Annotated in this window: 17 protein-coding genes; 9 read left to right on the top strand and 8 right to left on the bottom strand. The window is 71.3% G+C overall.

The genetic code is table 11. The features are described from left to right. Window positions 1–27 precede the first annotated feature (27 nt). The 5 genes from FYW99_RS12245 to FYW99_RS12225 all read right to left on the bottom strand — a co-directional run bounded on the left by FYW99_RS12245 (window position 28) and on the right by FYW99_RS12225 (window position 6220). Window positions 28–1134 carry an ABC transporter ATP-binding protein gene (locus tag FYW99_RS12245; RefSeq protein WP_150252115.1) on the bottom strand — a complete coding sequence of 369 codons (1107 nt, stop codon included), beginning with the start codon at window positions 1132–1134 and terminating at the stop codon, window positions 28–30. Then, entirely contained in the window at window positions 1131–2246 is a 1116-nt protein-coding gene (locus FYW99_RS12240) for an ABC transporter ATP-binding protein (protein ID WP_150252113.1), read from the bottom strand. Before FYW99_RS12240 ends, FYW99_RS12245 begins: the two co-directional genes overlap by 4 nt. Window position 2247: 1 nt before the next feature. Then, complete coding sequence (locus FYW99_RS12235) at window positions 2248–3291, bottom strand: ABC transporter permease (RefSeq protein ID WP_150252111.1); 1044 nt, start codon at window positions 3289–3291, stop codon at window positions 2248–2250. Continuing rightward, complete coding sequence (locus FYW99_RS12230) at window positions 3291–4295, bottom strand: ABC transporter permease (RefSeq protein ID WP_150252109.1); 1005 nt, start codon at window positions 4293–4295, stop codon at window positions 3291–3293. The genes FYW99_RS12235 and FYW99_RS12230 overlap by 1 nt, the downstream gene beginning before the upstream one ends. 257 nt (window positions 4296–4552) lie before the next feature. Next, window positions 4553–6220 carry an ABC transporter substrate-binding protein gene (locus FYW99_RS12225; protein ID WP_150252108.1) on the bottom strand — a complete coding sequence of 556 codons (1668 nt, stop codon included), beginning with the start codon at window positions 6218–6220 and terminating at the stop codon, window positions 4553–4555. A gap of 341 nt (window positions 6221–6561) precedes the next feature. Between FYW99_RS12225 and FYW99_RS12220 the strand changes: the two genes are divergently transcribed. Then, window positions 6562–6969 (top strand): hypothetical protein, encoded by a 408-nt coding sequence (locus FYW99_RS12220; RefSeq protein WP_150252106.1) that lies wholly within the window; start codon window positions 6562–6564, stop codon window positions 6967–6969. A 336-nt stretch (window positions 6970–7305) separates the two neighbouring features. Here the strand turns inward: FYW99_RS12220 and FYW99_RS12215 are convergent, their stop codons facing one another. Further along, window positions 7306–7809 carry a hypothetical protein gene (locus tag FYW99_RS12215; protein ID WP_223838940.1) on the bottom strand — a complete coding sequence of 168 codons (504 nt, stop codon included), beginning with the start codon at window positions 7807–7809 and terminating at the stop codon, window positions 7306–7308. A gap of 106 nt (window positions 7810–7915) precedes the next feature. Continuing rightward, window positions 7916–8446, bottom strand: a complete 531-nt coding sequence (locus FYW99_RS12210) for a gluconokinase (protein ID WP_150252105.1) — start codon at window positions 8444–8446, stop codon at window positions 7916–7918. Between the two features lie 138 nt (window positions 8447–8584). Between FYW99_RS12210 and FYW99_RS12205 the strand changes: the two genes are divergently transcribed. Beyond that, a complete protein-coding gene (locus FYW99_RS12205; RefSeq protein ID WP_150252102.1) occupies window positions 8585–9283 on the top strand; it encodes a FadR/GntR family transcriptional regulator in 699 nt (232 codons plus the stop codon). A gap of 46 nt (window positions 9284–9329) precedes the next feature. On the opposite strand, the gene FYW99_RS12200 is transcribed toward FYW99_RS12205, so the two are convergent. Beyond that, on the bottom strand, window positions 9330–10706 hold the full coding sequence (locus FYW99_RS12200; protein ID WP_150252100.1) for a GntP family permease: 1377 nt from the start codon (window positions 10704–10706) through the stop codon (window positions 9330–9332). 1378 nt (window positions 10707–12084) lie between these two features. On the opposite strand from FYW99_RS12200, the gene FYW99_RS12190 reads away from it, so the two are divergent. The 7 genes from FYW99_RS12190 (at window position 12085) to FYW99_RS12160 (ending at window position 20088) form a co-directional block, all read left to right on the top strand. After that, on the top strand, window positions 12085–12717 hold the full coding sequence (locus tag FYW99_RS12190) for a DJ-1/PfpI family protein (protein ID WP_061082115.1): 633 nt from the start codon (window positions 12085–12087) through the stop codon (window positions 12715–12717). Window positions 12718–12719: 2 nt separating this feature from the next. Next, complete coding sequence (locus FYW99_RS12185) at window positions 12720–13175, top strand: MarR family winged helix-turn-helix transcriptional regulator (RefSeq protein WP_150252098.1); 456 nt, start codon at window positions 12720–12722, stop codon at window positions 13173–13175. Window positions 13176–13279: 104 nt separating this feature from the next. Further along, window positions 13280–14284, top strand: coding sequence for a threonine aldolase family protein (locus FYW99_RS12180; RefSeq protein ID WP_150252097.1), 1005 nt, complete (start codon window positions 13280–13282; stop codon window positions 14282–14284). A gap of 239 nt (window positions 14285–14523) precedes the next feature. Further along, a complete protein-coding gene (locus FYW99_RS12175; protein ID WP_017567676.1) occupies window positions 14524–15315 on the top strand; it encodes an IclR family transcriptional regulator in 792 nt (263 codons plus the stop codon). A gap of 332 nt (window positions 15316–15647) precedes the next feature. Beyond that, the gene (glpK, locus tag FYW99_RS12170) at window positions 15648–17147 is read left to right on the top strand and encodes a glycerol kinase GlpK (protein WP_150252096.1); all 1500 of its coding nucleotides are present in this window, start codon (window positions 15648–15650) and stop codon (window positions 17145–17147) included. A gap of 216 nt (window positions 17148–17363) precedes the next feature. After that, entirely contained in the window at window positions 17364–18116 is a 753-nt protein-coding gene (locus FYW99_RS12165; RefSeq protein ID WP_150252095.1) for an MIP/aquaporin family protein, read from the top strand. 403 nt (window positions 18117–18519) lie between these two features. Beyond that, window positions 18520–20088: a glycerol-3-phosphate dehydrogenase/oxidase gene (locus tag FYW99_RS12160; RefSeq protein ID WP_150252094.1), complete on the top strand. Its 1569-nt coding sequence runs from the start codon at window positions 18520–18522 to the stop codon at window positions 20086–20088. Window positions 20089–20151: the final 63 nt, after the last annotated feature.

Below are 20151 nucleotides of genomic sequence, written 5' to 3'. Positions count from 1 at the left end.
CCGGATGACCGCCCGCCGCCGGTCGGCTCAACCGGTGCCGTGCACGATGCGCTCGGCCATCCCCTCCCTGGGGCGGATCTCACCCGAGAGGATCTGCTCCGCGTAGTGGCAGGCCACCCGGTGGGTACCGCCCTCGGCGGCGTTCCCGACGGGGCGCAGCTCTGGCCGCTCGGTGTCGCACCGCTCCTCCTGCCGCCACGGGCAGCGGGTGTGGAAGCGGCAGCCCTTGGGCGGGTCGGCGGGCGAGGGCAGGTCGCCCGCCAGCAGGATGCGCTCGCGGCTGTCCTCCACCTCGGGGTCGGGGACCGGCACCGCCGACATGAGCGAGCGCGTGTACGGGTGCATCGGCGTCTCGTACAGGTCGTCGCTGGAGGCCTCCTCCACCAGGCCGCCCAGGTACATCACCCCGACCACGTCGCTGACGTGGCGGACCACCGCCAGGTCGTGCGCGATCACCAGGTAGGTCAGTCCCAGCTCCTTCTGGAGGCTCTCCAGCAGGTTGAGCACCTGCGCCTGGATCGACACGTCCAGCGCCGACACCGGCTCGTCGCAGATGATGAGGTCGGGCTCCAGCACCAGCGCGCGGGCGATGCCGATGCGCTGGCGCTGGCCGCCGGAGAACTCGTGCGGGTAGCGGGTGAGCGCCTTCGCCGACAGGCCCACCCTCTCCAGGGCGTCGACCACGCGCCTGCGCTGGTCCTCCAGGACCAGGGCGCGGCGCTCCCTGCCGCCGGAGGGCCCCTCCCCCGGCGCGGGGCCGCCGATCCCGTGGGTCTGCAAGCCCTCCAGCAGGATGGAACCGATGTTCTGCCGGGGGTTGAGACTGCCCAGCGGGTCCTGGAACACCATCTGGAGGTTCTTGCGCTGGCGGCGCATCGACTCCTCGTCCAGACCCGCCAGGTCCTGTCCGCCGAAGAGCACCTCGCCCTCGGTGACGTCCACCAGCCGCAGCACCGCGCGGCCCAGGGTGGTCTTGCCGCAGCCGGACTCACCCACCAGGCCGTAGGTCTGGCCGCTCTCGATCTCCAGGCTGACGCCGTCGACCGCGCGCACGTGACCGATGGTGCGGTCGAAGAGCACCCCCCTCCTGATGGGGAAGTGCACCTTGAGGTCGTTGATCCGCAGCAGGCTCATCCGCGCTCCTCCTCGTCGTCGCCGTCCGGACCGTCCGGGCCGTCCAGCGCGGGCCGGTCGGCCGCGTCCGCGTCCCGGACGGGGTTCACGCACCGGTGCACGTGTGCGGCCGCGGGGTTCTCCCCGGAGCGGCCGCCACCCTCCACGCCCGCCGCGGCACCCACCGCCACGAGCTCCGGAGGCCCCTGGAGGCACTCCATCGTGTAGTGGTCGCAGCGGGGCGCGAACGCGCACCCCTGCGTCCAGGCGATGTTGTCGTTGACCGAACCCCGGATGGGGGTGAGCCGCTCCCCGCGAGGGGCGTCCAGCCGGGGGATGGAGCCCAGCAGGCCGACCGTGTAGGGGTGGGTGGGGTCGGCGAACAGCGGCGCGCGCGGCGCCGTCTCCACCGCCCGTCCCGCGTACAGGACGTTGATGTCGTCGCACAGCCCGGCGACCACGCCCAGGTCGTGCGTGATCATCAGCAGGGCGGTGCCCTCCTCGGTGACCAGGTCCCGGAGCAGCTCCAGGATCTGCGCCTGGATGGTGACGTCCAAGGCGGTGGTGGGCTCGTCGGCGATCATCACGCGGGGACGGCAGGCCACCGCCATGGCGATGAGCGCGCGCTGGCGCATGCCGCCCGACAGCTGGTGCGGGTACTCGCGCAGCCGCCGTCCGGGGTCGGGGATGCCCACCCGGTCCAGCAGGTCGGCGGCCTCCTTCTCCGCGGCCGAACCGCGCAGTCCGCGGTGGCGGCGCAGGATCTCGGTGACCTGGCGGCCGATGGGCACCACGGGGTTGAGGGAGCTGAGCGGGTCCTGGAAGATCATCGCCAGCTGGGAGCCGCGCAGGTCGCGCATCCGTTTCTGCGGCAGTTTCAGCAGGTCGACGGGGCCGTCGGACAGCTGCATGACGGCGCTGCCGCCGACCTTCACCCCCCGGTCGGGGAGCAGGCCCATGAGGGCGAGCGAGGTGACGCTCTTGCCGCAGCCGGACTCTCCGACCAGGCCGGTCACCCGACCCTCCTCCAGGGTGAAGGACACCCCGTCCACGGCCCGCACCTCGTCGGAGCCGCGTCCGTCGAACACCACGGACAGCTCGTCCACCGCCAGCAGCGGCGTGCTGGAACTCATGTCACTTCCTCAGCTTGGGGTCGAGCGCCTCCCGCATCGCCTCACCCAGCAGGGTGAAGCCCAGGGCGGTGACGATGATGGCCAGCGCCGGGTACACGGCCAGCTGCGGCGCGCTGGACAGGAACCGCTGGGCGTCGGCGAGCATGGTCCCCCATTCGGGGAAGGCCGGGTCCGGGTTGCCCAGGCCCAGGTAGGACAGGGCCGCCGCGTCGATGATGGCGGTGGCCAGGGTGAGCGTGGACTGCACGATCACCGGGCCGAGCGAGTTCGGCAGGATGTGCACGAGTGCGATCTTGTGCTTGCGCACGCCCAGCGCGCGGGCGGCCAGCACGTAGTCGCGGTTGCCCTGGGAGAGCATCGCGCCGCGCAGGAGGCGGGCGAAGATGGGGATCTGCGCCACGCCGACCGCGAACATGACCGTGGTCAGGCTGGGGCCGACCAGAGCGGCGATGGTGACCGCGAGCAGCAGGGTGGGCAGCGCCAGCATCATGTCGATGACGCGCATGACGGCGTTGTCGACCTGACGCCCCCAACGGCCGCCGAGGACCGCGGCGGCCCCGGCCGCGCCGCCGAGCACCGCGCCGACGCCGAAGCCGACCAGGGTGGCGACCACGCCGACCAGGAGGGTCTGGCGGGCGCCGATCACCATGCGGGAGAACTGGTCGCGGCCGAGGTTGTCCAGGCCCAGCCAGTTCTCGGCGCGCGGGCCGACGAACACGTTGCGGTTGGGGAAGACCTCGTCGCCCCAGCTCTGGGAGACGGGGTCGTAGGGCGCGATGAGCGGTGAGAACAGCGCCACGGCGACGAACACCACGACGATCACGGCGCCGGTGATGGCCATGGGGCTGCGGCGCATGCGTTCGAACGCGGTGCGCCAGATCCCCGAGCCGTGCTCGCCCTGCTCGTGCTGGCCCATGAGTTCGGCCAGCCGGTCGACCCTGGCCGCCTTGCGTCCCAGGAGGGGCGTGCGCTGGGCCGCGGTGCCCTCGGGCTCCGGGGCGTCCACGGGCTCGGACCTGTTCTGGGAGCTCGGTGTCGTCGGCATCACTGGGCCCGCACTCTCGGGTCGAGGAGGCTGTAGGAGATGTCCACCAACAGGTTGATGAACACGTACATGGTCGCGATGAGCAGGATGAACCCGGTGAGGACCGGGTAGTCGCGCCCCTGCGTGGCGGCGTAGACGAACGAGCCGATGCCGGGGAAGGCGAAGACGCTCTCGGTGAGCACCGCCCCGGCGAACAGGCTTCCGGTGAGCAGTCCGACGGAGGTGACCACGGGGAGCATGGCGTTGCGCATCACGTGGCGGGTGCGCACGGTGTTGCGGTGCAGCCCCTTGGCGTTGGCGGTGCGCACGTAGTCCTCGCCGACCACCTCCAGGACGCTGGCGCGGGTCATCCGGACGATCACGGCGAGCGGGATCGAGGCCAGCGCGACCCCGGGCAGCACGAGGTGGAGCAGGGCGTCCCACACCACGTCGAACTCCCCGGTCCGCAGGCCGTCGAGGACGACGAACCCGGTGAGGTCGGTGCGGGACAGTCCCGGGGAGAGCCTGAAGGCGGAGGGGAACATCCCGAGCTGCTCGGCGAAGACCACCTTCAGGATGAAGGCGAGGAAGAACACCGGCGTGCAGATGCCCAGGAGGGATCCGCCCACGGCCGCGAAGTCCAGCACGGAGCCGCGTCTGCGCGCGGCGAGGTAGCCGAGGGGGACGCCGACGGCGACCGCGATCAGTATCGCGGTGAGCGACAGTTCGAACGTGGCCGGGAAGCGGGTGAGGAACTCCTCGGTGACCGGCCGCCCGGTGGAGAGCGAGGTCCCGAGGTCGCCCTGGAGGATACGGCGCAGGAAGGCCAGGTACTGAACCGTGATCGGTTCGTCCAGGCCGAGGGAACGACGCAGCGCGGCACGCTGTTCGGCCGTCGCGTCGTCGGGGAGGAGGGCGTACTCCGGTCCGCCCGGCAGCCGTTGCAGCCAGACGAACAGCAGGATCGACAGGCCGCCCAGTGTCGGGATCAGCTGGAGGAGACGCCTGACGATGAATCGCAGCACCTTCGCCGCCTTTCGCCAGTGGTGGGAACGATGGACGCGAAGCGTCCCCGCCGGATCGCGGCGGGAGTTCGAGCGGGTGGTTGGTCAGGAGCCCGGGCGGCGCGCGGGCGGCGCGCCCTGCCGGGTGGTGCCGCGGCGCGGGGCGCGCGGTCCCGGACGGACCGTGGACCGCGGCCCCGGGCAGTGGGCGGGCCCGACCGGTGGCCGGTCGGGCCCCTTCCCCCTCCCCGCGGGGAGGTCGGCCGGACTGCTTCGGGCTACTTCCAGGAGGCCTCGGCGAAGTTCTCCTGGGTCAGCGGGCTGACGTTGGGCGGGTTGACGCTCTCGGCGAAGGCGATGGACGGCGGGGAGCTGGAGATGGGCAGCCCCGGCAGGATGTCCATGATCTGGTTGTTCAGCTCCTGGTAGGCGGCGACACGCTCCTCCTGGTTCGGGTTGGTGCTCGCCTCCTCCATGGCCTCGAACAGGTCCTCGTCACGGAAGCCGAACTCGCTGTTGTACCCGGAGAACCAGGTGCCGATGAAGTTGTAGGCGTCGTTGTAGTCGCCCGTCCAGCCGAGCAGGTACAGCGGGCACTCGCCGGAGTTGGTGCGCGGGACGTACTCGGTCCACTCGTAGGTGACCGGCTCCACGGTGACGCCGACCGCCTCCAGGTCAGCGGCGATGACGTCGAAGATGTCGCGCGGCGCGGGCATGTAGGGGCGGGTGACGTCGGTCGGGTAGCAGAACTCCAGGGTCAGGTCCTCCTGCCCGGCGTCCGCCAGCATCTCCCTGGCCAGGTCGGGGTCGTACTCGTAGGTCTGCACGTCCGGGGACCAGCCGTCGAGGGTGTCGGGGTGGAACTGGGTCGCGACCTCGCCACCCTCGGGCAGGATCGTGTCGACGATGCGCTGGCGGTCCACGGCGTGGGCGAGGGCCTGGCGCACCTCCAGGTCAGCGAGCGCCTCGCTGGCCTCCTGCTGGTAGGCCATGTACATGACGTTGAAGACGCCGCGGGTGGGCACCTGGAACCCGGCCTCGGACAGGGGGGCGACGTCGGCGGGGGCGACCAGGTCGTAGCCGTGGATGTCACCCGCCTCCAGGGCCTGGCGGCGGGCGGTCTCGTCCGGGATCGCGCGCAGGATCATCGTCTCGAAGCCCGCGGTGTCGCCCCAGTAGTCGTCGAAGCGCTGGAGGGTCACCTCGGCCTGGTCGTGGTCCCACTCCTGGACGGTGAAGGGTCCGGTGCCCGCGACGGTCCCGGCCGTCTGGGTGTACTCGGGGAGGGTGAAGTTGCCCTCCTCGCCGGTGATCTCGGCGTCGGCGATGGCCTCCAGCGTGCTGGGGCTCATGATGCCGAACGAGGCGAGGCTGAACCCGCCGGGGAAGATGGAGGAGTACTCGTCGATCGTGATGACCGCGGTCAGCTCGTCGGTGGCCTCACAGGAGACGTACCGGGACTCGGCGAGGTCCTCGCTCTCGTTCTCCGCGAAGCCGCCGAAGATCGACTGCCAGTAATAGGAGTTGTTCGAGCTCTGGAAACCGCCGGTGAGGTTGTGCCAGCGGTCGAAGTTGGCGCAGACCGCCTCGGCGTTGAACTCGTCGCCGTCGTGAAACAGGACTCCGTCGCGCAGGTGGAAGGTCCAGACGGTGCCGTCCTCGGACTGTTCCCACTCCTCGGCGAGTCCGCCGACGATTTCGGTCCCGCCCGATTCGTGTTCGAGAAGGGTTTCGAAGACCTGCCTGCTGTAACGGAAGGTCTCGCCGTCACTGGTGAGGAAGGGGTCGAGGGTTTTGATGTCGCCCGCGGAGGCGAAGACGAAGGGTTCCGACGCGTCGGCCCCCTCGCCCTCGCGGTTACTCTCGGCGCACGCCGTGGCCACCAGCGTGAGCGCAGCCGCGGAGGCCAGGAGGGCCAGCGGCTTTCGGAAAGGCTTCCTGAACATGGTCCACCTCAGTGCGGGGCCCGGCAGGCCCTGGAACGATTGAGTGGACCCTAGACCGCTCCGAGAGCGGCTGTGAAGGTAGACAGCTGGGTATTAATACAACCGTTTCCCATCTGTGCCGTGATCCATAGGCGCATTTTCGGATACGAGTTGTCGAACGGATGAACGCACTATCACGTGGAACCTCACAGCAACACCCCCGCAACTTCGGGAAAAGCATTTTCCTGTCACCTGGTATCCGATGATCGGATGAAAGGGCGTGTTTTTCGGGCCCGCGGATCCGCCCCCGTGGCCCGGGCTCCGGTGTCGGTGGAGACTCCGGGCGGGCCTATGATCTGCGAATGACCACACCGCTTGACGACGCGGCTCTGACCGCGTTCCTCGAGGGCCAGGAGGCCTCCTGGCTGGCCGAACAGCTGATGCTGGTGGCCGACGAGGATCCCATCACCAGGATCCGGCTGACCGCCGCGGCCGGATCCGAGAGCGCAGTGGACGAGGCGCGTGCCGCCGTCCTCGCCAGGGTCGTGGACCACCTCCCGCAGGAGTCCGCCCAGTCCCCCGACGACGGCGACGCCCTGCACCGGGCGCTGGACCTGTTGGACGACCTGACCGACTACGGTTTCGAGGACGAGTCGGCCGACATCGCGGACGAGGCCAGGGAGATCTACCTGGGACGCCACGGGGAGGACGACAGCGACCACCTGGCGCGGCTGCACGCGGCCGCCGACGGCGAGGACGACGAGGACTAGGGTCTGTTTTTTGAACCGGCCTCAGCTTGTGGGGGGGTTGGTTCGGGCGCCCACGGGGTTCTGGAGGTGGTGGAGGCGGGTTCGTGAGGAACGAGCGAACCCGCCGGAGACACCGAAGGTTCCCGTGCTTCGGGCGCCCGGACACGGGCCGAAGCGAAGCGGAGGTCCCAAAAAACACTGTCTAGCGAAGGAGGGGCCGACGGCGCGCCGTCGGCCCCTCCTCTGTTCCGGCACGCGGGCGGTGGGGACGCGGGGCTCCCGGCCGCTCCGCCGACGGGCGGCGGGGCGTGTCGCCGGGGCCGGAGCGGCCTCGGGACGCCGGAGCCGCCGCCGGGCTCAGGACCGTCTGGGGTCGCACCAGCGGTGGACCCCGGTGCTCCACAGCGCGATGTTGACGACGATGGCGGCGACCGCCACCAGGACCGCGGCCAGCAGCAGCGGCGTGTCCACCAGCCGCGCGGCCGCGTACAGACCGGCCGGGGCGACCCCCAGCCCGGCCACGGCGCCGCACTGGGCGCCGCGCCACAGGGCGTTGCCGCCGCGGCGCACCGGGACGGCCAGGGCGGCCAGGACCACACCCACGAGCGCGGCGGCGACCATCAGGGCGCGCAGGCCGCCGACGGCGTCCTCGTGCGCGCCCGAGAGCATCCGGTCGCCCGCCAGGTAGGCCAGCAGACCGTAGGCGGGGACGGCGACCAGCATCAGGACGCAGGTCTGGCGCACGTCACGCGGAGGCCGCACGCCGGGGTGGCGCTCCGCGAGGAGGCCCGCGGCGGAGGCCCGTGCGGTGCCGAGGATCCGTGAGGCGGGGGACACGGGGGACGAAACGGAATTCGACATGCCGAACAGGGTCGCGTTCCGGGAGGAACCGCGCAAGGCACCCGCGGGACCGTGCACGGAAGTTGAGACCCGACGGTGACGCGACCGTGGCCCGCCGCCGCTCCCCTCAGTCCCCGACGGCCGGCGCCTTCGCCGGACGCAGCAGCGGTCCCGCGTACTCCAGCGCCTGCCCGACGAGGGACTCCACGTCGTCCCTGACGTCGAGTTCGAGGCCGGGCTCGTCCGCCTTCAGCCGTTCGAGGGTGTCGAGCTGCGACTCCAGGAGCGCGGGCGGCATGAAGTGGTCCCGACGTGCCTCGATCCGCTGCCAGATCACCTCGGCGGAGCCGTGCATGTGCAGGAAGCGCACCCCCGGGGCGGCCTCGCGCAGGACGTCGCGGTAGCTGTGCCTGAGCGCCGAACAGGCCATGACCGTGGACTCGCCGGCGGCCTCGTGCTCGCCGATCCAGCGGGCCAGCTCGTGGAGCCACGGCCAGCGGTCCCCGTCGGTCAGCGGGACGCCCGCCTCCATCTTGTCGATGTTGGCCCGCGGGTGGAACTCGTCGGCCTCGGCGAAGGGCAGCCCCAGCTGCTCGGCCACACGTTCGGCGACGGTGGTCTTGCCGCTACCCGAGACGCCCATGAAGACAAAGTGCATGGTTTCTCCGTGTCGTGGTGCCCCTGCGTGGCCGCAAGCGTCACCATTAATAGTGATATCAATCAATCCGGCTAGGCTTCAGCGTGACCCCCCGGCCGCATGTGGCCAACCGGACGGTCCCGGAGCGCGAGGAGAACGATGGCCGCTGACCACCGCACGCTGCACAACCGGGTGCTGGCGGTGCTCGGTCCCGCCATCGCCTCAGGCGAGTACCGGACCGGCCACACCTTCACCCTCCAGGGCCTGGAACAGGACTTCGGCGTCTCCAGGACGGTCGCGCGCGAGGCCGTGCGCGTCCTGGAGTCCATGCGGCTGGTGGTCAGCCGCCCCCGCACCGGCATCCGCGTGCGCCCGAGCCGGGACTGGAGCGTCTTCGACCCCCAGCTCATCCGCTGGCGCCTGGCCGGACCCGGCCGGATGGAGCAGCTGCGCTCGCTCAACGAGCTGCGCGCCGCGCTGGAACCGGGCGCCGCCGCGCTCGCCGCCGAGCGCGGCGACGCCGAGGAGCGGGCCCAGCTGGTGGTGGTCGCCGACCAGATGGTCCGCACCGGGCGAGCCGGGGACCTGGAGACCTTCCTGGAGTTGGACGTCACGTTCCACCGCCGCATCCTGGAGCTGTCCGGCAACGAGATGTTCGTCGGCCTGTCCCAGGTGGTGGCGGAGGTCCTGGTCGGACGCACCTCCTACCACCTGATGCCGCGCAACCCGCGCCCGGAGGCGCTGCGGCTGCACAAGGCCGTGGCCCAGGCGATCCGGGACGGCCTCCCCGACGTGGCGGAGGCCGCGATGCGCTCCATCGTCACCGAGGTGTCCGCCGCGCTGGAGGGCGACCGGTAGGGCGGAACCCGCGCCCTGAGCGGACGGCGGGGTTCCGCCCGTGCGGTCACAGCACCAGGCTGAGTCCGAAGGCGAGCCCGAAGCCGATGAAGCCGATCAGGGTCTCCATGACCGTCCAGGTCTTGAGCGTTGTCTTGACGTCCATACCCAGGAAACGGCCGACCAGCCAGAACCCGGAGTCGTTGACGTGCGACAGGGCGGTGGCGCCGGAGGCGATCGCGATGACGATCAGGGCCAGGTCGATCGAGGACAGTCCCGAGGTGGCCGCCACGGCCGGGGCGATCAGACCCGCCGCCGTGGTGATGGCGACGGTGGCCGAGCCCTGGGCGACGCGCAGCGCGAGCGCGATGACGAAGGCGGCGACGATCACCGGCAGGCCGGTGGACTCCAGGCTGTCGGCGAGGGCGTCGCCGATGCCGCTGGTGCGCAGCACGCCGCCGAACATACCGCCGGCGCCGGTGATGAGGATGATGGCGCAGACCGGGCCGAGCGCGCCGCCGACGATCTCCTCCACCCGCTGGCGGGTGAAGCGGCCCCGGCTGAGCACGACCATCGCGAAGAGCACGGTGATGAGCAGCGCGATCGGGGTCTGACCGAGCAGCTGGAGGACCTGCACCCACGTGGCCTCGGCGGACACCGCGCCCGTGGAGACGAACGTGGTCACACCGGTGTTGGCGAAGATCAGCAGCATCGGCAGCAGGAGGATGGCCAGGACGGTACCCAGGTGCGGCGGGTTCTCGTGCTCGACGGTGCCGTCGGACATGATGTCCTCGGGGACCGGCAGCTCCCACTTCCTCCCTGCCCACAGGCCGAACAGGTAGCTGGCCAGGTACCAGGTGGGGATGGCCAGGACGGCGCCGACCAGGAGCACCAGGCCCATGTCCGCCCCGACCTCCACGGCCGCGGTGACCGGGCCGGGGTGCGGGGGCACGAAGGCGTGCATGACCGCGAAGGCGCCCGCCGTGGGCAGCGCGTACATGAGCACGGACCCGCCGACGCGACGGGCCACGCTGAAGACGATCGGCAGCATGACGATGAGGCCGACGTCGAAGAAGATCGGGAAGCCGAAGAGCAGCGAGGCCACTCCGAGTGCGAGCGGCGCGCGCTTCTCACCGAAGAGCCTGATCAGCGCCCCGGCCAGGACGGCCGCGCCACCGGTGATCTCCAGCATGCGGCCGATCATCACGCCGAGCCCGACGAGCAGGGCGACGTTGGCGAGGGTGCCCCCGAAGCCGTCCAGGAGGGTGGGCACCACCCCGGAGACGGGGATGCCGGTCGCCAGAGCGGTCAGGACGCTGACCAGGATGAGTGCCACGAACGCGTGCAGCTTGAGGCGGATGATCAGGAACAGCAGGAGGGCGATGGCGCCCGCAGCGATCCCGAGAAGGGGGCCCGTCCCGTAGACGGGTTCGAAGTTCTCCATGACGGAGCCTTCCGTGGGTGTGCGGTGGTGCTGAGCTGTACGGGAGTACGACTCCGACCTGCTCTGGGGGCAGGCTCCGAGAATGGTAATACCATTTGTGAGGTTATGTGAACACCACCGTTCCTTTCTGTTACGCCCGCGAGACCTGCGTCACCGAAAACCCGACCCACCAGCAGCTTTCAGGGCCATGGTGACATGCGACACACGGGAACGTTCGGCCGTCACTCCCCGAGGGTCGGGGCGGCGTGTGGGGTGTGGGGTGTGGCATGTGGGGTGGAGGCCGCGTGTGGGGTGGGGGCGGCGTGTGAGGGGCGTGGTCGCGCTCGCCTTCCCTGTACGTGCGTGGAACCTGAGCCACAGACCGTGCAGGTTCGCGGGGCCTGAGCCACAGACCCTGTACGTGTGTGGAACCTGAGCCACGGTCCCGGTTTTCAGCGTGCCGTCAGTGGCTGCTGTTGTTGGGCGTGCACCCCTGTGGCCTGCACCCCTGGGTTTGTTTGTGGTGCGGGAGGGCGGTGACCTGATCCGTGACTGCTTGCCTGTCTGCGTCCGGGCTTCAAACCCCCCTGTACTCAAGGCCGCGCGTAACGCCTCCCTTTCACCCCCTGACCTGTGGAGGGCGCGTGCGTGCACGTTCGTACCACCCCCAGCGGCCGGGGTCTGGAAGCTGTTCTCACAGCGTGGGGTGGTGGCTAAGCCGCTTATCACGCACTTCGCGCACGCGCTGTCGACCGCGGCACTGGAGAACCGGGGCGAAGCACGCGATGCGCTCACCCCCAGGACAACCGACGTGCGCATCGCGTGGTCCCCAGCACTGGAGAAAACCCCCTACGTCCGGGCAGGAAGCCCGGGACCTACGGCCAACCCCCACACCCCTACCGCCCAGTCATCTTTTCCGTTGGTACCCCGCCGTGTCCGAGGAGGGCAGCACCGTGCACGCTCAACCACCACACGGCCGGGGTCCAAACCCCCCACAGGGCTGAGCTTCAAACCCCCCACGGGTCGGGGTTCAAACCCCCCGCCGACTGAGGCGAGCGCGAACGCACACCCCCGACCCCCTCGGGCTGAGGAAGACGCGACCGTGCACGCCCAACCACTGCATGGCCGGGGTCCAAACCCCCTGGGGCTGACGTCAGTGGGATCACCGGCACCGACCGGGGTAACTTTCCGGGTTTCTTCAGGGGCGACGCGCACTTGTAGACCGGCCGAAAAAGCACGGCAGGCGACACCTGATCCATGATGGCCGTGGGCATGCTGACCGTCTGACCTGCGGACCAGCACATATCCCCTCAGAGGGCACATCGGACTCACCCGGGCACTGACGATCCGTTCACCCTCAGACATTGACAGCATGTTGTCCATTTGACAGCATGCTGTCATGATCGAAGACACCAGGCAGACCGTCCACCTCGCCGTGTACGACCAGCTGGCGGACTGGGAGATCGGGCACACCACCGCGACCATCCGGGGCGGCGACTGGCAGCGCGACCCCGGGCGCTACGACGTGGTGACCGTCGGCCTCACCGGTGCGCCCGTCACGACCGCGGGCGGGCTGACCATCCTTCCGGACATCACCCTGCCCCAGCTCAAGCCCTCCTCCAGCGCGATGCTCATCCTGCCGGGGGCCGACGGCTGGGACCTCGACCCCGAGTCCTTCTCCCCGTTCGCCTCGGCGGCCGGGATCTGGCTCGACGCCGGTGTGCCGGTGGCGGCCATCTGCGGCGCCACGGCCGGGCTCGCCCGGGAGGGCCTCCTGGACTACCGCGACCACACCAGCGCCGCGCCCGAGTACCTGCTGGCCACCGGCTACGCCGGGATGCGCCGCTACCGCTCCGCGCTCGCGGTCTCCGACGGCGGCCTCATCACCGCGGGGCCCACCGCACCCCTGGAGTTCGCCCGGGAGGTCTTCGCGGCCCTGGACCTGTACACGCCCCGCGTCCTCGACGCGTGGTACCGGCTGCACGCCGAGCACGACCCCGGCGCCTACCACGTGCTGCTGGAGGGGGCCTGAGCATGGCCCCTGCCGAGGACAGACACTCCGACCTGCTCACCGGGACCGCACTCACCGTCTTCCGCCTCAACGGGCAGTTCCTGTCGGTGGCCGAGGAGCTGGCCCGCACCGCCGGGCTGACCGCCGCGCGCTGGCAGGTGCTCGGCGCGGTGACCCGCGAGCCCCTGCCGGTGTCGGCGATCGCCCGCCGCTTCGGCACCACGCGGCAGAGCGTGCAGCGCATCGCCGACCTGCTGGTGGAGCAGGGGCTGGCCGAGTACCGGCCGAACCCGGCGCACAGCCGCGCCAAGCTGCTCGCCGCCACCGGGGAGGGCCTGGACGCCCTGCGCCGGATCAGCCCCGACCACAACCGGGTGGCCGAGGCCCTGGTCACCGAACTGGGCGAGGAGGACAGCGCGCGCGTGCTGGAGGCGCTGCGCCAGCTCTCGCGTGCCCTGGACCGGATCGGGAGCGACTGAGCGGCGGGCAGTATCGTCGGGCGGACACCCCGTTCGCCCCGGACACGGGTCCCGGATCCGCTCCCCCCGCCCGAGGGCACGCGTCCCACCAGGAGGAAGACGCCATGATCGACCTGCGTTCCGACACCGTCACCCGACCCACCCCGGCCATGCGCAGGGCCATGGCCGAGGCCGAGGTCGGCGACGACGTGTGGGGCGAGGACCCGACCGTGCGGGAGCTGGAGGAGGAGACCGCCGGGCTGCTGGGCAGGGAGGCCGCGCTGTACGTGCCGTCCGGGCACATGGCCAACCAGCTGGGGCTGTACGTGTCCACCCGCAGCGGCGAGGAGGTGTGGGCGCACGAGAACCACCACCTCATCGGCGACGAGCAGGGCGCGACCGCGGTGCTGGCCCGGGCCCTGCCGCGCCTGTACTCGGACGGGCTCTGCCCCACCGACGCGCTGCTGGAGTCGTGGATCGCGGGCCGGGGCGACGTCCACCGGGCCGAGCCCGCCCTGGTGTGGCTGGAGAACACCTTCACCGGCCGGGTCGTGCCGCTGGCCGAGCAGCGCCGGGTCACCGGGTTCGCGCACCGGCACGGGCTGCGCGCGCACCTGGACGGGGCGCGGCTGTGGAACGCGGCCACCGCCCTGGGTGCGACTCCCGCGGAGGTCGCGGACGGGTTCGACACGGTGTCGGTGTGCTTCTCCAAGGGCCTGGGCGCCCCGGTGGGCTCGGCGCTGGCCGGGGACGCCGACACGGTGCGCAGGGCCCGGCGCGGGCGCAAGCTGCTGGGCGCGGGGATGCGCCAGGCCGGGATCATCGCCGCCGGGGCCCTGTACGCGCTGCGCCACCACCGGGAGCGGGTGGCAGAGGACCACGAGCGCGCCGCGGAGCTGGCCCGGCTGATCGCCGACCAGACCGGGCTGGCCGTGCGGACGCAGACCAACATGGTGCTGGTGCCCGCCCCGGCCGGGCAGGGCGCGCGCCACGCCGAGGCCTTCGCCCGCCACGGGGTCGCGGGGCTGGGCATCGGCGACGCCGTGCGCCTGGTGGTGCACCTGGAGACCACCGACCGCGACGTCGAGGAGGCAGCCCGGAGCGTGGCCAAGGCCGCCGCCGAGCTGTGACCCCGGCGGCCGACCTCGTGCCGTGATCTTGTACTTATAGCGTGTCTCGACCGTCCAACCTCGCCATGAGTACAAGATCATCGCAGGTCAGAGCTCTCGTAACACACCAGCAACGGTTTCGGCCGATCTGGACTGTGCCGACCGTCTGACCGTCCGACTGCCGCGGGCGTGCCACACGTCACAACGCGTAGTAGCATTCCGCGTATGACATTGTCGTACTAGAGAGTGGTAGCACCGCAATGCCGGGAAGAATCCAGTCGATCGAACGCGCGGCAGCCATCCTCCGGATCCTGGCCACCGGCGCCCGCGGGCTCAGCCTGGCGGAGATCTCCCGGTCCCTGGAGCTGCCCAAGGGCACCGTGCTCGGCATCCTGCGCACCCTCCAGCACGTGGGCTTCGTCGAGCAGGACCCCGAGTCGGGCCGCTACCGCCTGGGCGGGGGCATGCTCAGCCTGGGCACCCGTTACCTGGACGGCAACGAGCTGCGCACCCGCGCCCTGAACTGGGCGGACAGCCTGGCCTCGCGCAGCGGCGAGAGCGTGCGGATCGGCACGCTGCACAAGCACCAGGTGCTCGTGGTCCACCACGTGTTCCGTCCCGACGCCTCGCAGCAGACCCTGGACGTGGGCACCCTGCTGCCGCTGCACGCCACCGCCATCGGCAAGGTCCTCATGGCCTTCGACCCCCTGGCGGCCCCCGAGGAGGACCCGGCCGTGGTCGAGAACGGCGGGGCCCCGGTCCTGACCTCCTTCACCCGGCACACCGTCACCTCCCCCGCCGCGCTGGAGCGCCAGCTCGACCAGGTGCGCGACGACGGCTGGGCCTGGGAGGCCGAGGAGCTCGTGGACGGCGAGGTCTCCATCGCCGCCCCCATCCGCGACCGGCGCGGCACGACCGTCGGCGCCATCGGGGTGCGCGGCGCCGTCGAACGCCTGCGCGGCGAGGGGGGCAGGCCCGACATGGAGCAGGTCTCCTACGTGCGCGACGCGGCGCGGGCCATCTCCCGGGAACTCGGCGTCACCCCCTACTGAGCAGCGCCTCTCCGGATCTCCGCTTCGCTTCTCCTCCCGTCGTCCACCGCCGCGCCCAGCCGACGGCCCGCGGTCGTGACCCCTCCCGTGTCCGAACGCCCGCGGAACACCTTCCGCGCGGCGGCTTCCGGCGTTCGCCCGCGCCTGGCAGCGTTGCCGCCGGGAGGACGTGACGCACGCGACACGATTGCGTCACGCGGCCTTGACATGGGAAGGAAAGACGGATGAAACTAACGGCTACTCATACGTCAATGTCGTACAACGTGCGGGTTTAATCCGAAACCGTGTGCGTCCGGCCCCGTCCCGAGCCCCACCCTGAAGGCGAGCACCCGATGAGTCAGCAGTACGTCGCCGCGATCGACCAGGGCACCACGTCGAGCCGCTGCATCCTCTTCGACCGCGACGGACGTATCGTCTCGGTCGACCAACGCGAGCACAGGCAGATCTTCCCCAAACCCGGCTGGGTCGAACACGACGCCTCGGAGATCTGGACCAACGTCGAGGCGGTCGTCCAGGGGGCCCTGGACAAGAACGACATCACCCCCGACCAGATCGCGGCCATCGGCATCACCAACCAGCGCGAGACCACCGTGGTCTGGGACCGCGAGACGGGCGAGCCGGTCCACAACGCCATCGTCTGGCAGGACACCCGCACCGACGATCTGGTCCGCGAGCTGGGCGGCGAGGAGGGGCAGGACCGCTTCCGCGAGCGGTGCGGGCTGCCGCTGGCCACCTACTTCTCCGGCCCCAAGCTGCGCTGGCTGCTCGACAACGTCGACGGCCTGCGCGGACGCGCCGAGCGCGGCGAGGTCCTGTTCGGCACCATGGACACCTGGATCATCTGGAAGCTGACCGGCCGCCACGTCACCGACGTGACCAACGCCAGCCGCACCATGCTGATGAACCTGTCCACCCTCCAGTGGGACCCCGAGATCCTGGAGGCCATCGGCATCCCCGAGGGCGTCCTGCCCGAGATCCGCTCCTCCTCCGAGGTCTACGGCGAGGCCAACGGCTACCTGGCCGGAACCCCCGTCGCCTCCTCGCTGGGCGACCAGCACGCCGCCCTGTTCGGCCAGACCTGTTTCGACCCGGGCGACGTCAAGGGCACCTACGGCACCGGCACCTTCCTGGTGATGAACACCGGCACCGAGCCGGTGACCTCCGAGAACGGCCTGCTCACCACGCTGGGCTACAAGCTCGGCGACGAACCGGCCGTGTACGCCCTGGAGGGCTCCATCGCGGTGACCGGCTCCCTCGTGCAGTGGCTGCGCGACAACCTGGGCCTGATCTCCACCGCCCCCGAGATCGAGACGCTGGCCCGCACCGTGGAGGACAACGGCGGCTGCTACATCGTGCCCGCCTTCTCCGGCCTGTTCGCCCCGCACTGGCGCAGCGACGCGCGCGGCGTCATCGCGGGCCTGACCGGCTACGTCAACAAGGGCCACATCGCGCGCGCCGTCCTGGAGGCGACCGCGTGGCAGACCCGCGAGGTCGTCGACGCGATGAACGCCGACGCGCCCATGGAGCTGACCACGCTCAAGGTGGACGGCGGCATGACCGCCGACAACCTGCTCATGCAGATCCTGTCCGACGTGCTCGACACCGAGGTCGTACGCCCGATGGTGGCCGAGACCACCTGCCTGGGCGCTGCCTACGCCGCAGGGCTGGCCGTGGGCTACTGGCCCGACGTCGAGACGCTGCGCGCCAACTGGCACAAGGCCGCCGAGTGGACCCCGAAGATGGAGCCCGCCGTGCGCGAGCGCGAGTACCGCAACTGGAACAAGGCCGTGCGCCGCACCCTGGACTGGGTCGAGCACGAGGACGCCCAGTAGCGCGGGGGCGGCGACACCCCACCGAACGACCGGTTCCCAGGAGCCCCGGCTGCCACCTTCGGCTCCCGGGAACCGGCCCGCGGAGCGCCCCGCGCGCTCCGCTCCATCCATTCCTGTGACGGGTGCGTCCTGTTGAACCCCTGCCTCCGGCCCGGCGCCGGTCGGCGGGGGCGAGGCCCCCGTGACCCGGTTCCCCCTGACGGGGCGGAGGTCTCCATGGTCTATCTGGCAGAGTTCGTCGGTACGGCGATCCTGGTCCTGCTCGGCGGCGGTGTCGTCGCCGGTGTCTCACTCGCGCGCTCCAAGGCCCTCAACGGCGGCTGGATCGTCGTCACCTTCGGCTGGGGCATGGCCGTCGCGATGGCCGTCTACGTCGTCGGCGCCACCAGCGGCGCCCACATCAACCCGGCGGTCACGCTCGGCCTGGCCAGCGTCGGCGAGTTCGCCTGGGCCCAGGTCCCGGGCTACATCCTGGCCCAGATGGGCGGCGCGTTCACCGGCGCCGTCCTGGTCTACCTGGTCTACCTGCCGCACTGGAAGATCACCGACGACCCGGACGCGAAGCTGGGCGTGTTCAGCACCGCTCCGGCCGTGCGCAACCCGGTGGCCAACCTGATCACCGAGGTCGTCGGCACCGCCATGCTGCTCCTGGGCGTGCTGGGCATCGGCGCCAACTCCGGCTACGTCTCCATCGAGGGCGGCGTCGACCTGAGCGGCCTGTTCACCAACGGCCTCGCGCCGCTGCTGACCGGTCTGCTGGTGCTGGCGATCGGCCTGTCCCTGGGCGGCCCGACGGGGTACGCCATCAACCCGGCCCGTGACCTGGGGCCGCGCATCGCGCACGCGGTGCTGCCGATCCCGGGCAAGGGCCCGTCCGACTGGGGATACGCCTGGATCCCGGTGGTCGGCCCTCTGGTGGGCGGTGTGATCGGCGCGTGGATCTGGAGGCTCACCGGCTTCGGCGCCTGAGCGCCACCGGTCCTCCCACGACCGTCCGGGGCCCGGAGGCCCCCTCATCCGGGGCCGCCGCGACGGCCCCGGGCCCGCACCGCCCCGGGGCGTTCCGCGCACGCGGAACGCCCCGGGGCTTTCCCGTGCGCGCCCTCCACGCGGGTCGGCCGCGCGTGCGGCCGCCGAAGTTCGACAATGCCGCATCTCCTGAGCCCTGTGCGACCACCTGGTTCCCCTGCGCGACTTTCGGCAAACTTCCCCTCGCCCTGGGACGCCCCTGGGCCTGTTTTCTCGGCTGGACTACCCCCTCTCCTTCACCAGCGTTCGGCATTGTCGTATTATGAAGGCGATACATCGCCTGAAACGTGGAGACTGTTCAGGTGCACGCGAGGCCCCCTCCATCCCTCCGAGGAGCACAGCCATGACCGTCAGCGCCAGCCAGAACCGCATCGCCTCGTCGCGCTCACGCACACGCGACGAACTCACCCGGGGGACCTTCGACCTCCTGGTCGTCGGCGGCGGTATCCTCGGGACCTCCGTCGCCTGGACCGCCACCCAGGCGGGTCTGCGCGTGGCCATGGTCGATTCGGGGGACTTCGCCGGGGCCACCTCCAGCGCCTCCTCCAAACTGGTGCACGGCGGACTGCGCTACCTCCAGAGCGGCCAGGTCCGCCTGGTCGCCGAGAACCACCGCGAGCGCCGTTCCCTGGCCTCCGACGTGGCACCGCACCTGGTCAACCACATGCCGTTCCTGGTCCCGATCTACTCCGGCGGCCCGCACGGAGCCGCGAAGATGGGCGCCGGGGTGTTCCTGTACTCGGCCCTGTCGGCCTTCGGCGACGGCATGGGCCGCCTGCTCTCCCCCGCCCAGGCGCGGCGGCTCGCCCCGGGCCTGCGCACCGACGGCCTGCGGTCGGTGGCCGCCTACAGCGACCACCAGATGAACGACAGCCGCATGGCCGTCATGAGCGTGCGCGCCGCCGTGGACGCGGGAGCGGTGGTGCTCAACCACGCCGAGGTCGTGGGGCTGCGCACCACCCGGGGCCGGGTCACCGGCGCCGACCTGCGCGACCGCGTCGACGGCGGGGAGTTCGGCATCGACGCACGGCTGGTCCTCAACGCGACCGGTCCGTGGGTGGACCGGCTGCGGAGCATGGAGGACCCCTCCGCGTCGCCCAGCGTCCGCCTGTCCAAGGGCGCGCACCTGGTGCTGCGGACCCCCGAGCCCTGGCGCGCCGCGCTGACCATCCCCGTGGACAAGTACCGGGTGTCGTTCGCGATCCCGTGGGAGGGCAGGCTGCTGCTGGGCACCACCGACGAGGAGTACACCGGGGACCCGGCCGACGTGTCGGTCGTGCCCGCCGACGTGGAGCAGATCCTGGGCGAGGCGGCACTGGGCATCGACGCGCCCTACCTGGACGCCTCCCACGTCGACTACTCCTTCGCGGGGCTGCGGGTGCTGCCCGGCGGGCCCGGCGGCACCAGCGCGGCCAAGCGCGAGACCGTGGTCAGCCAGGGCCGGGGCGGGATGCTCTCGGTCGCGGGCGGCAAGTGGACGACCTACCGCCACATCGGCCGCGCCGTCCTGAAGGAGCTGCGCAAGGTCAGCGCCGTGCCGCTGTCCGAGGACATGGCCGACCCGCTGCGCACGGTGCCGCTGCCCGGGCTGGCCAGCCCGGACGCGGTGGCCCAGCGGCTCATCACCGACCGCGCGCCCGGCGCCCCGCTGGACCCGCTGGTGGCCCGGCACCTGGCATCGCACTACGGGAGCCTGGCCATGGACATCGCGGCGATGGTGCGCGAGGAGCCGCGGCTGGGCGAGCGCATCCACCCCGACGGTCCCGACATCTGGGCGCAGGTGGTCTTCGCCCGCGACCGCGAGTGGGCGGTGACCGCGGACGACGCGCTGCGCCGCCGCACCACGGTGACCGTGCGGGGACTGGACACCCCCGAGGTCCGTCGGCGCACCGAGGCCCTGCTGGAGGGGTGAGTCCCCGCCCCCTCCGGGGGCCGGACACGCGAACGCCCCGGAAGGCGGTGCCTTCCGGGGCGT

Source organism: Nocardiopsis deserti, assembly GCF_008638355.1.
Lineage (GTDB): Bacteria > Actinomycetota > Actinomycetes > Streptosporangiales > Streptosporangiaceae > Nocardiopsis > Nocardiopsis alborubida.
The sequence above is the reverse complement of the archived record's forward strand: the minus strand, read 5'-3'. Positions and strand labels throughout refer to the sequence as shown.

Excerpts from the sequence above, each read along its gene's own strand:
- FYW99_RS12245 (WP_150252115.1), bottom strand. The coding sequence starts at position 1,134 with ATGAGCCTGCTGCGGATCAACGACCTCAAGGTGCACTTCCCCATCAGG.
- FYW99_RS12240 (WP_150252113.1), bottom strand. The coding sequence starts at position 2,246 with ATGAGTTCCAGCACGCCGCTGCTGGCGGTGGACGAGCTGTCCGTGGTG.
- FYW99_RS12235 (WP_150252111.1), bottom strand. The coding sequence starts at position 3,291 with ATGCCGACGACACCGAGCTCCCAGAACAGGTCCGAGCCCGTGGACGCC.
- FYW99_RS12225 (WP_150252108.1), bottom strand. The coding sequence starts at position 6,220 with ATGTTCAGGAAGCCTTTCCGAAAGCCGCTGGCCCTCCTGGCCTCCGCG.
- FYW99_RS12220 (WP_150252106.1), top strand. The coding sequence starts at position 6,562 with ATGACCACACCGCTTGACGACGCGGCTCTGACCGCGTTCCTCGAGGGC.
- FYW99_RS12215 (WP_223838940.1), bottom strand. The coding sequence starts at position 7,809 with ATGTCGAATTCCGTTTCGTCCCCCGTGTCCCCCGCCTCACGGATCCTC.
- FYW99_RS12210 (WP_150252105.1), bottom strand. The coding sequence starts at position 8,446 with ATGCACTTTGTCTTCATGGGCGTCTCGGGTAGCGGCAAGACCACCGTC.
- FYW99_RS12205 (WP_150252102.1), top strand. The coding sequence starts at position 8,585 with ATGGCCGCTGACCACCGCACGCTGCACAACCGGGTGCTGGCGGTGCTC.
- FYW99_RS12200 (WP_150252100.1), bottom strand. The coding sequence starts at position 10,706 with ATGGAGAACTTCGAACCCGTCTACGGGACGGGCCCCCTTCTCGGGATC.
- FYW99_RS12190 (WP_061082115.1), top strand. The coding sequence starts at position 12,085 with ATGATCGAAGACACCAGGCAGACCGTCCACCTCGCCGTGTACGACCAG.
- FYW99_RS12185 (WP_150252098.1), top strand. The coding sequence starts at position 12,720 with ATGGCCCCTGCCGAGGACAGACACTCCGACCTGCTCACCGGGACCGCA.
- FYW99_RS12180 (WP_150252097.1), top strand. The coding sequence starts at position 13,280 with ATGATCGACCTGCGTTCCGACACCGTCACCCGACCCACCCCGGCCATG.
- FYW99_RS12175 (WP_017567676.1), top strand. The coding sequence starts at position 14,524 with ATGCCGGGAAGAATCCAGTCGATCGAACGCGCGGCAGCCATCCTCCGG.
- glpK (WP_150252096.1), top strand. The coding sequence starts at position 15,648 with ATGAGTCAGCAGTACGTCGCCGCGATCGACCAGGGCACCACGTCGAGC.
- FYW99_RS12165 (WP_150252095.1), top strand. The coding sequence starts at position 17,364 with ATGGTCTATCTGGCAGAGTTCGTCGGTACGGCGATCCTGGTCCTGCTC.
- FYW99_RS12160 (WP_150252094.1), top strand. The coding sequence starts at position 18,520 with ATGACCGTCAGCGCCAGCCAGAACCGCATCGCCTCGTCGCGCTCACGC.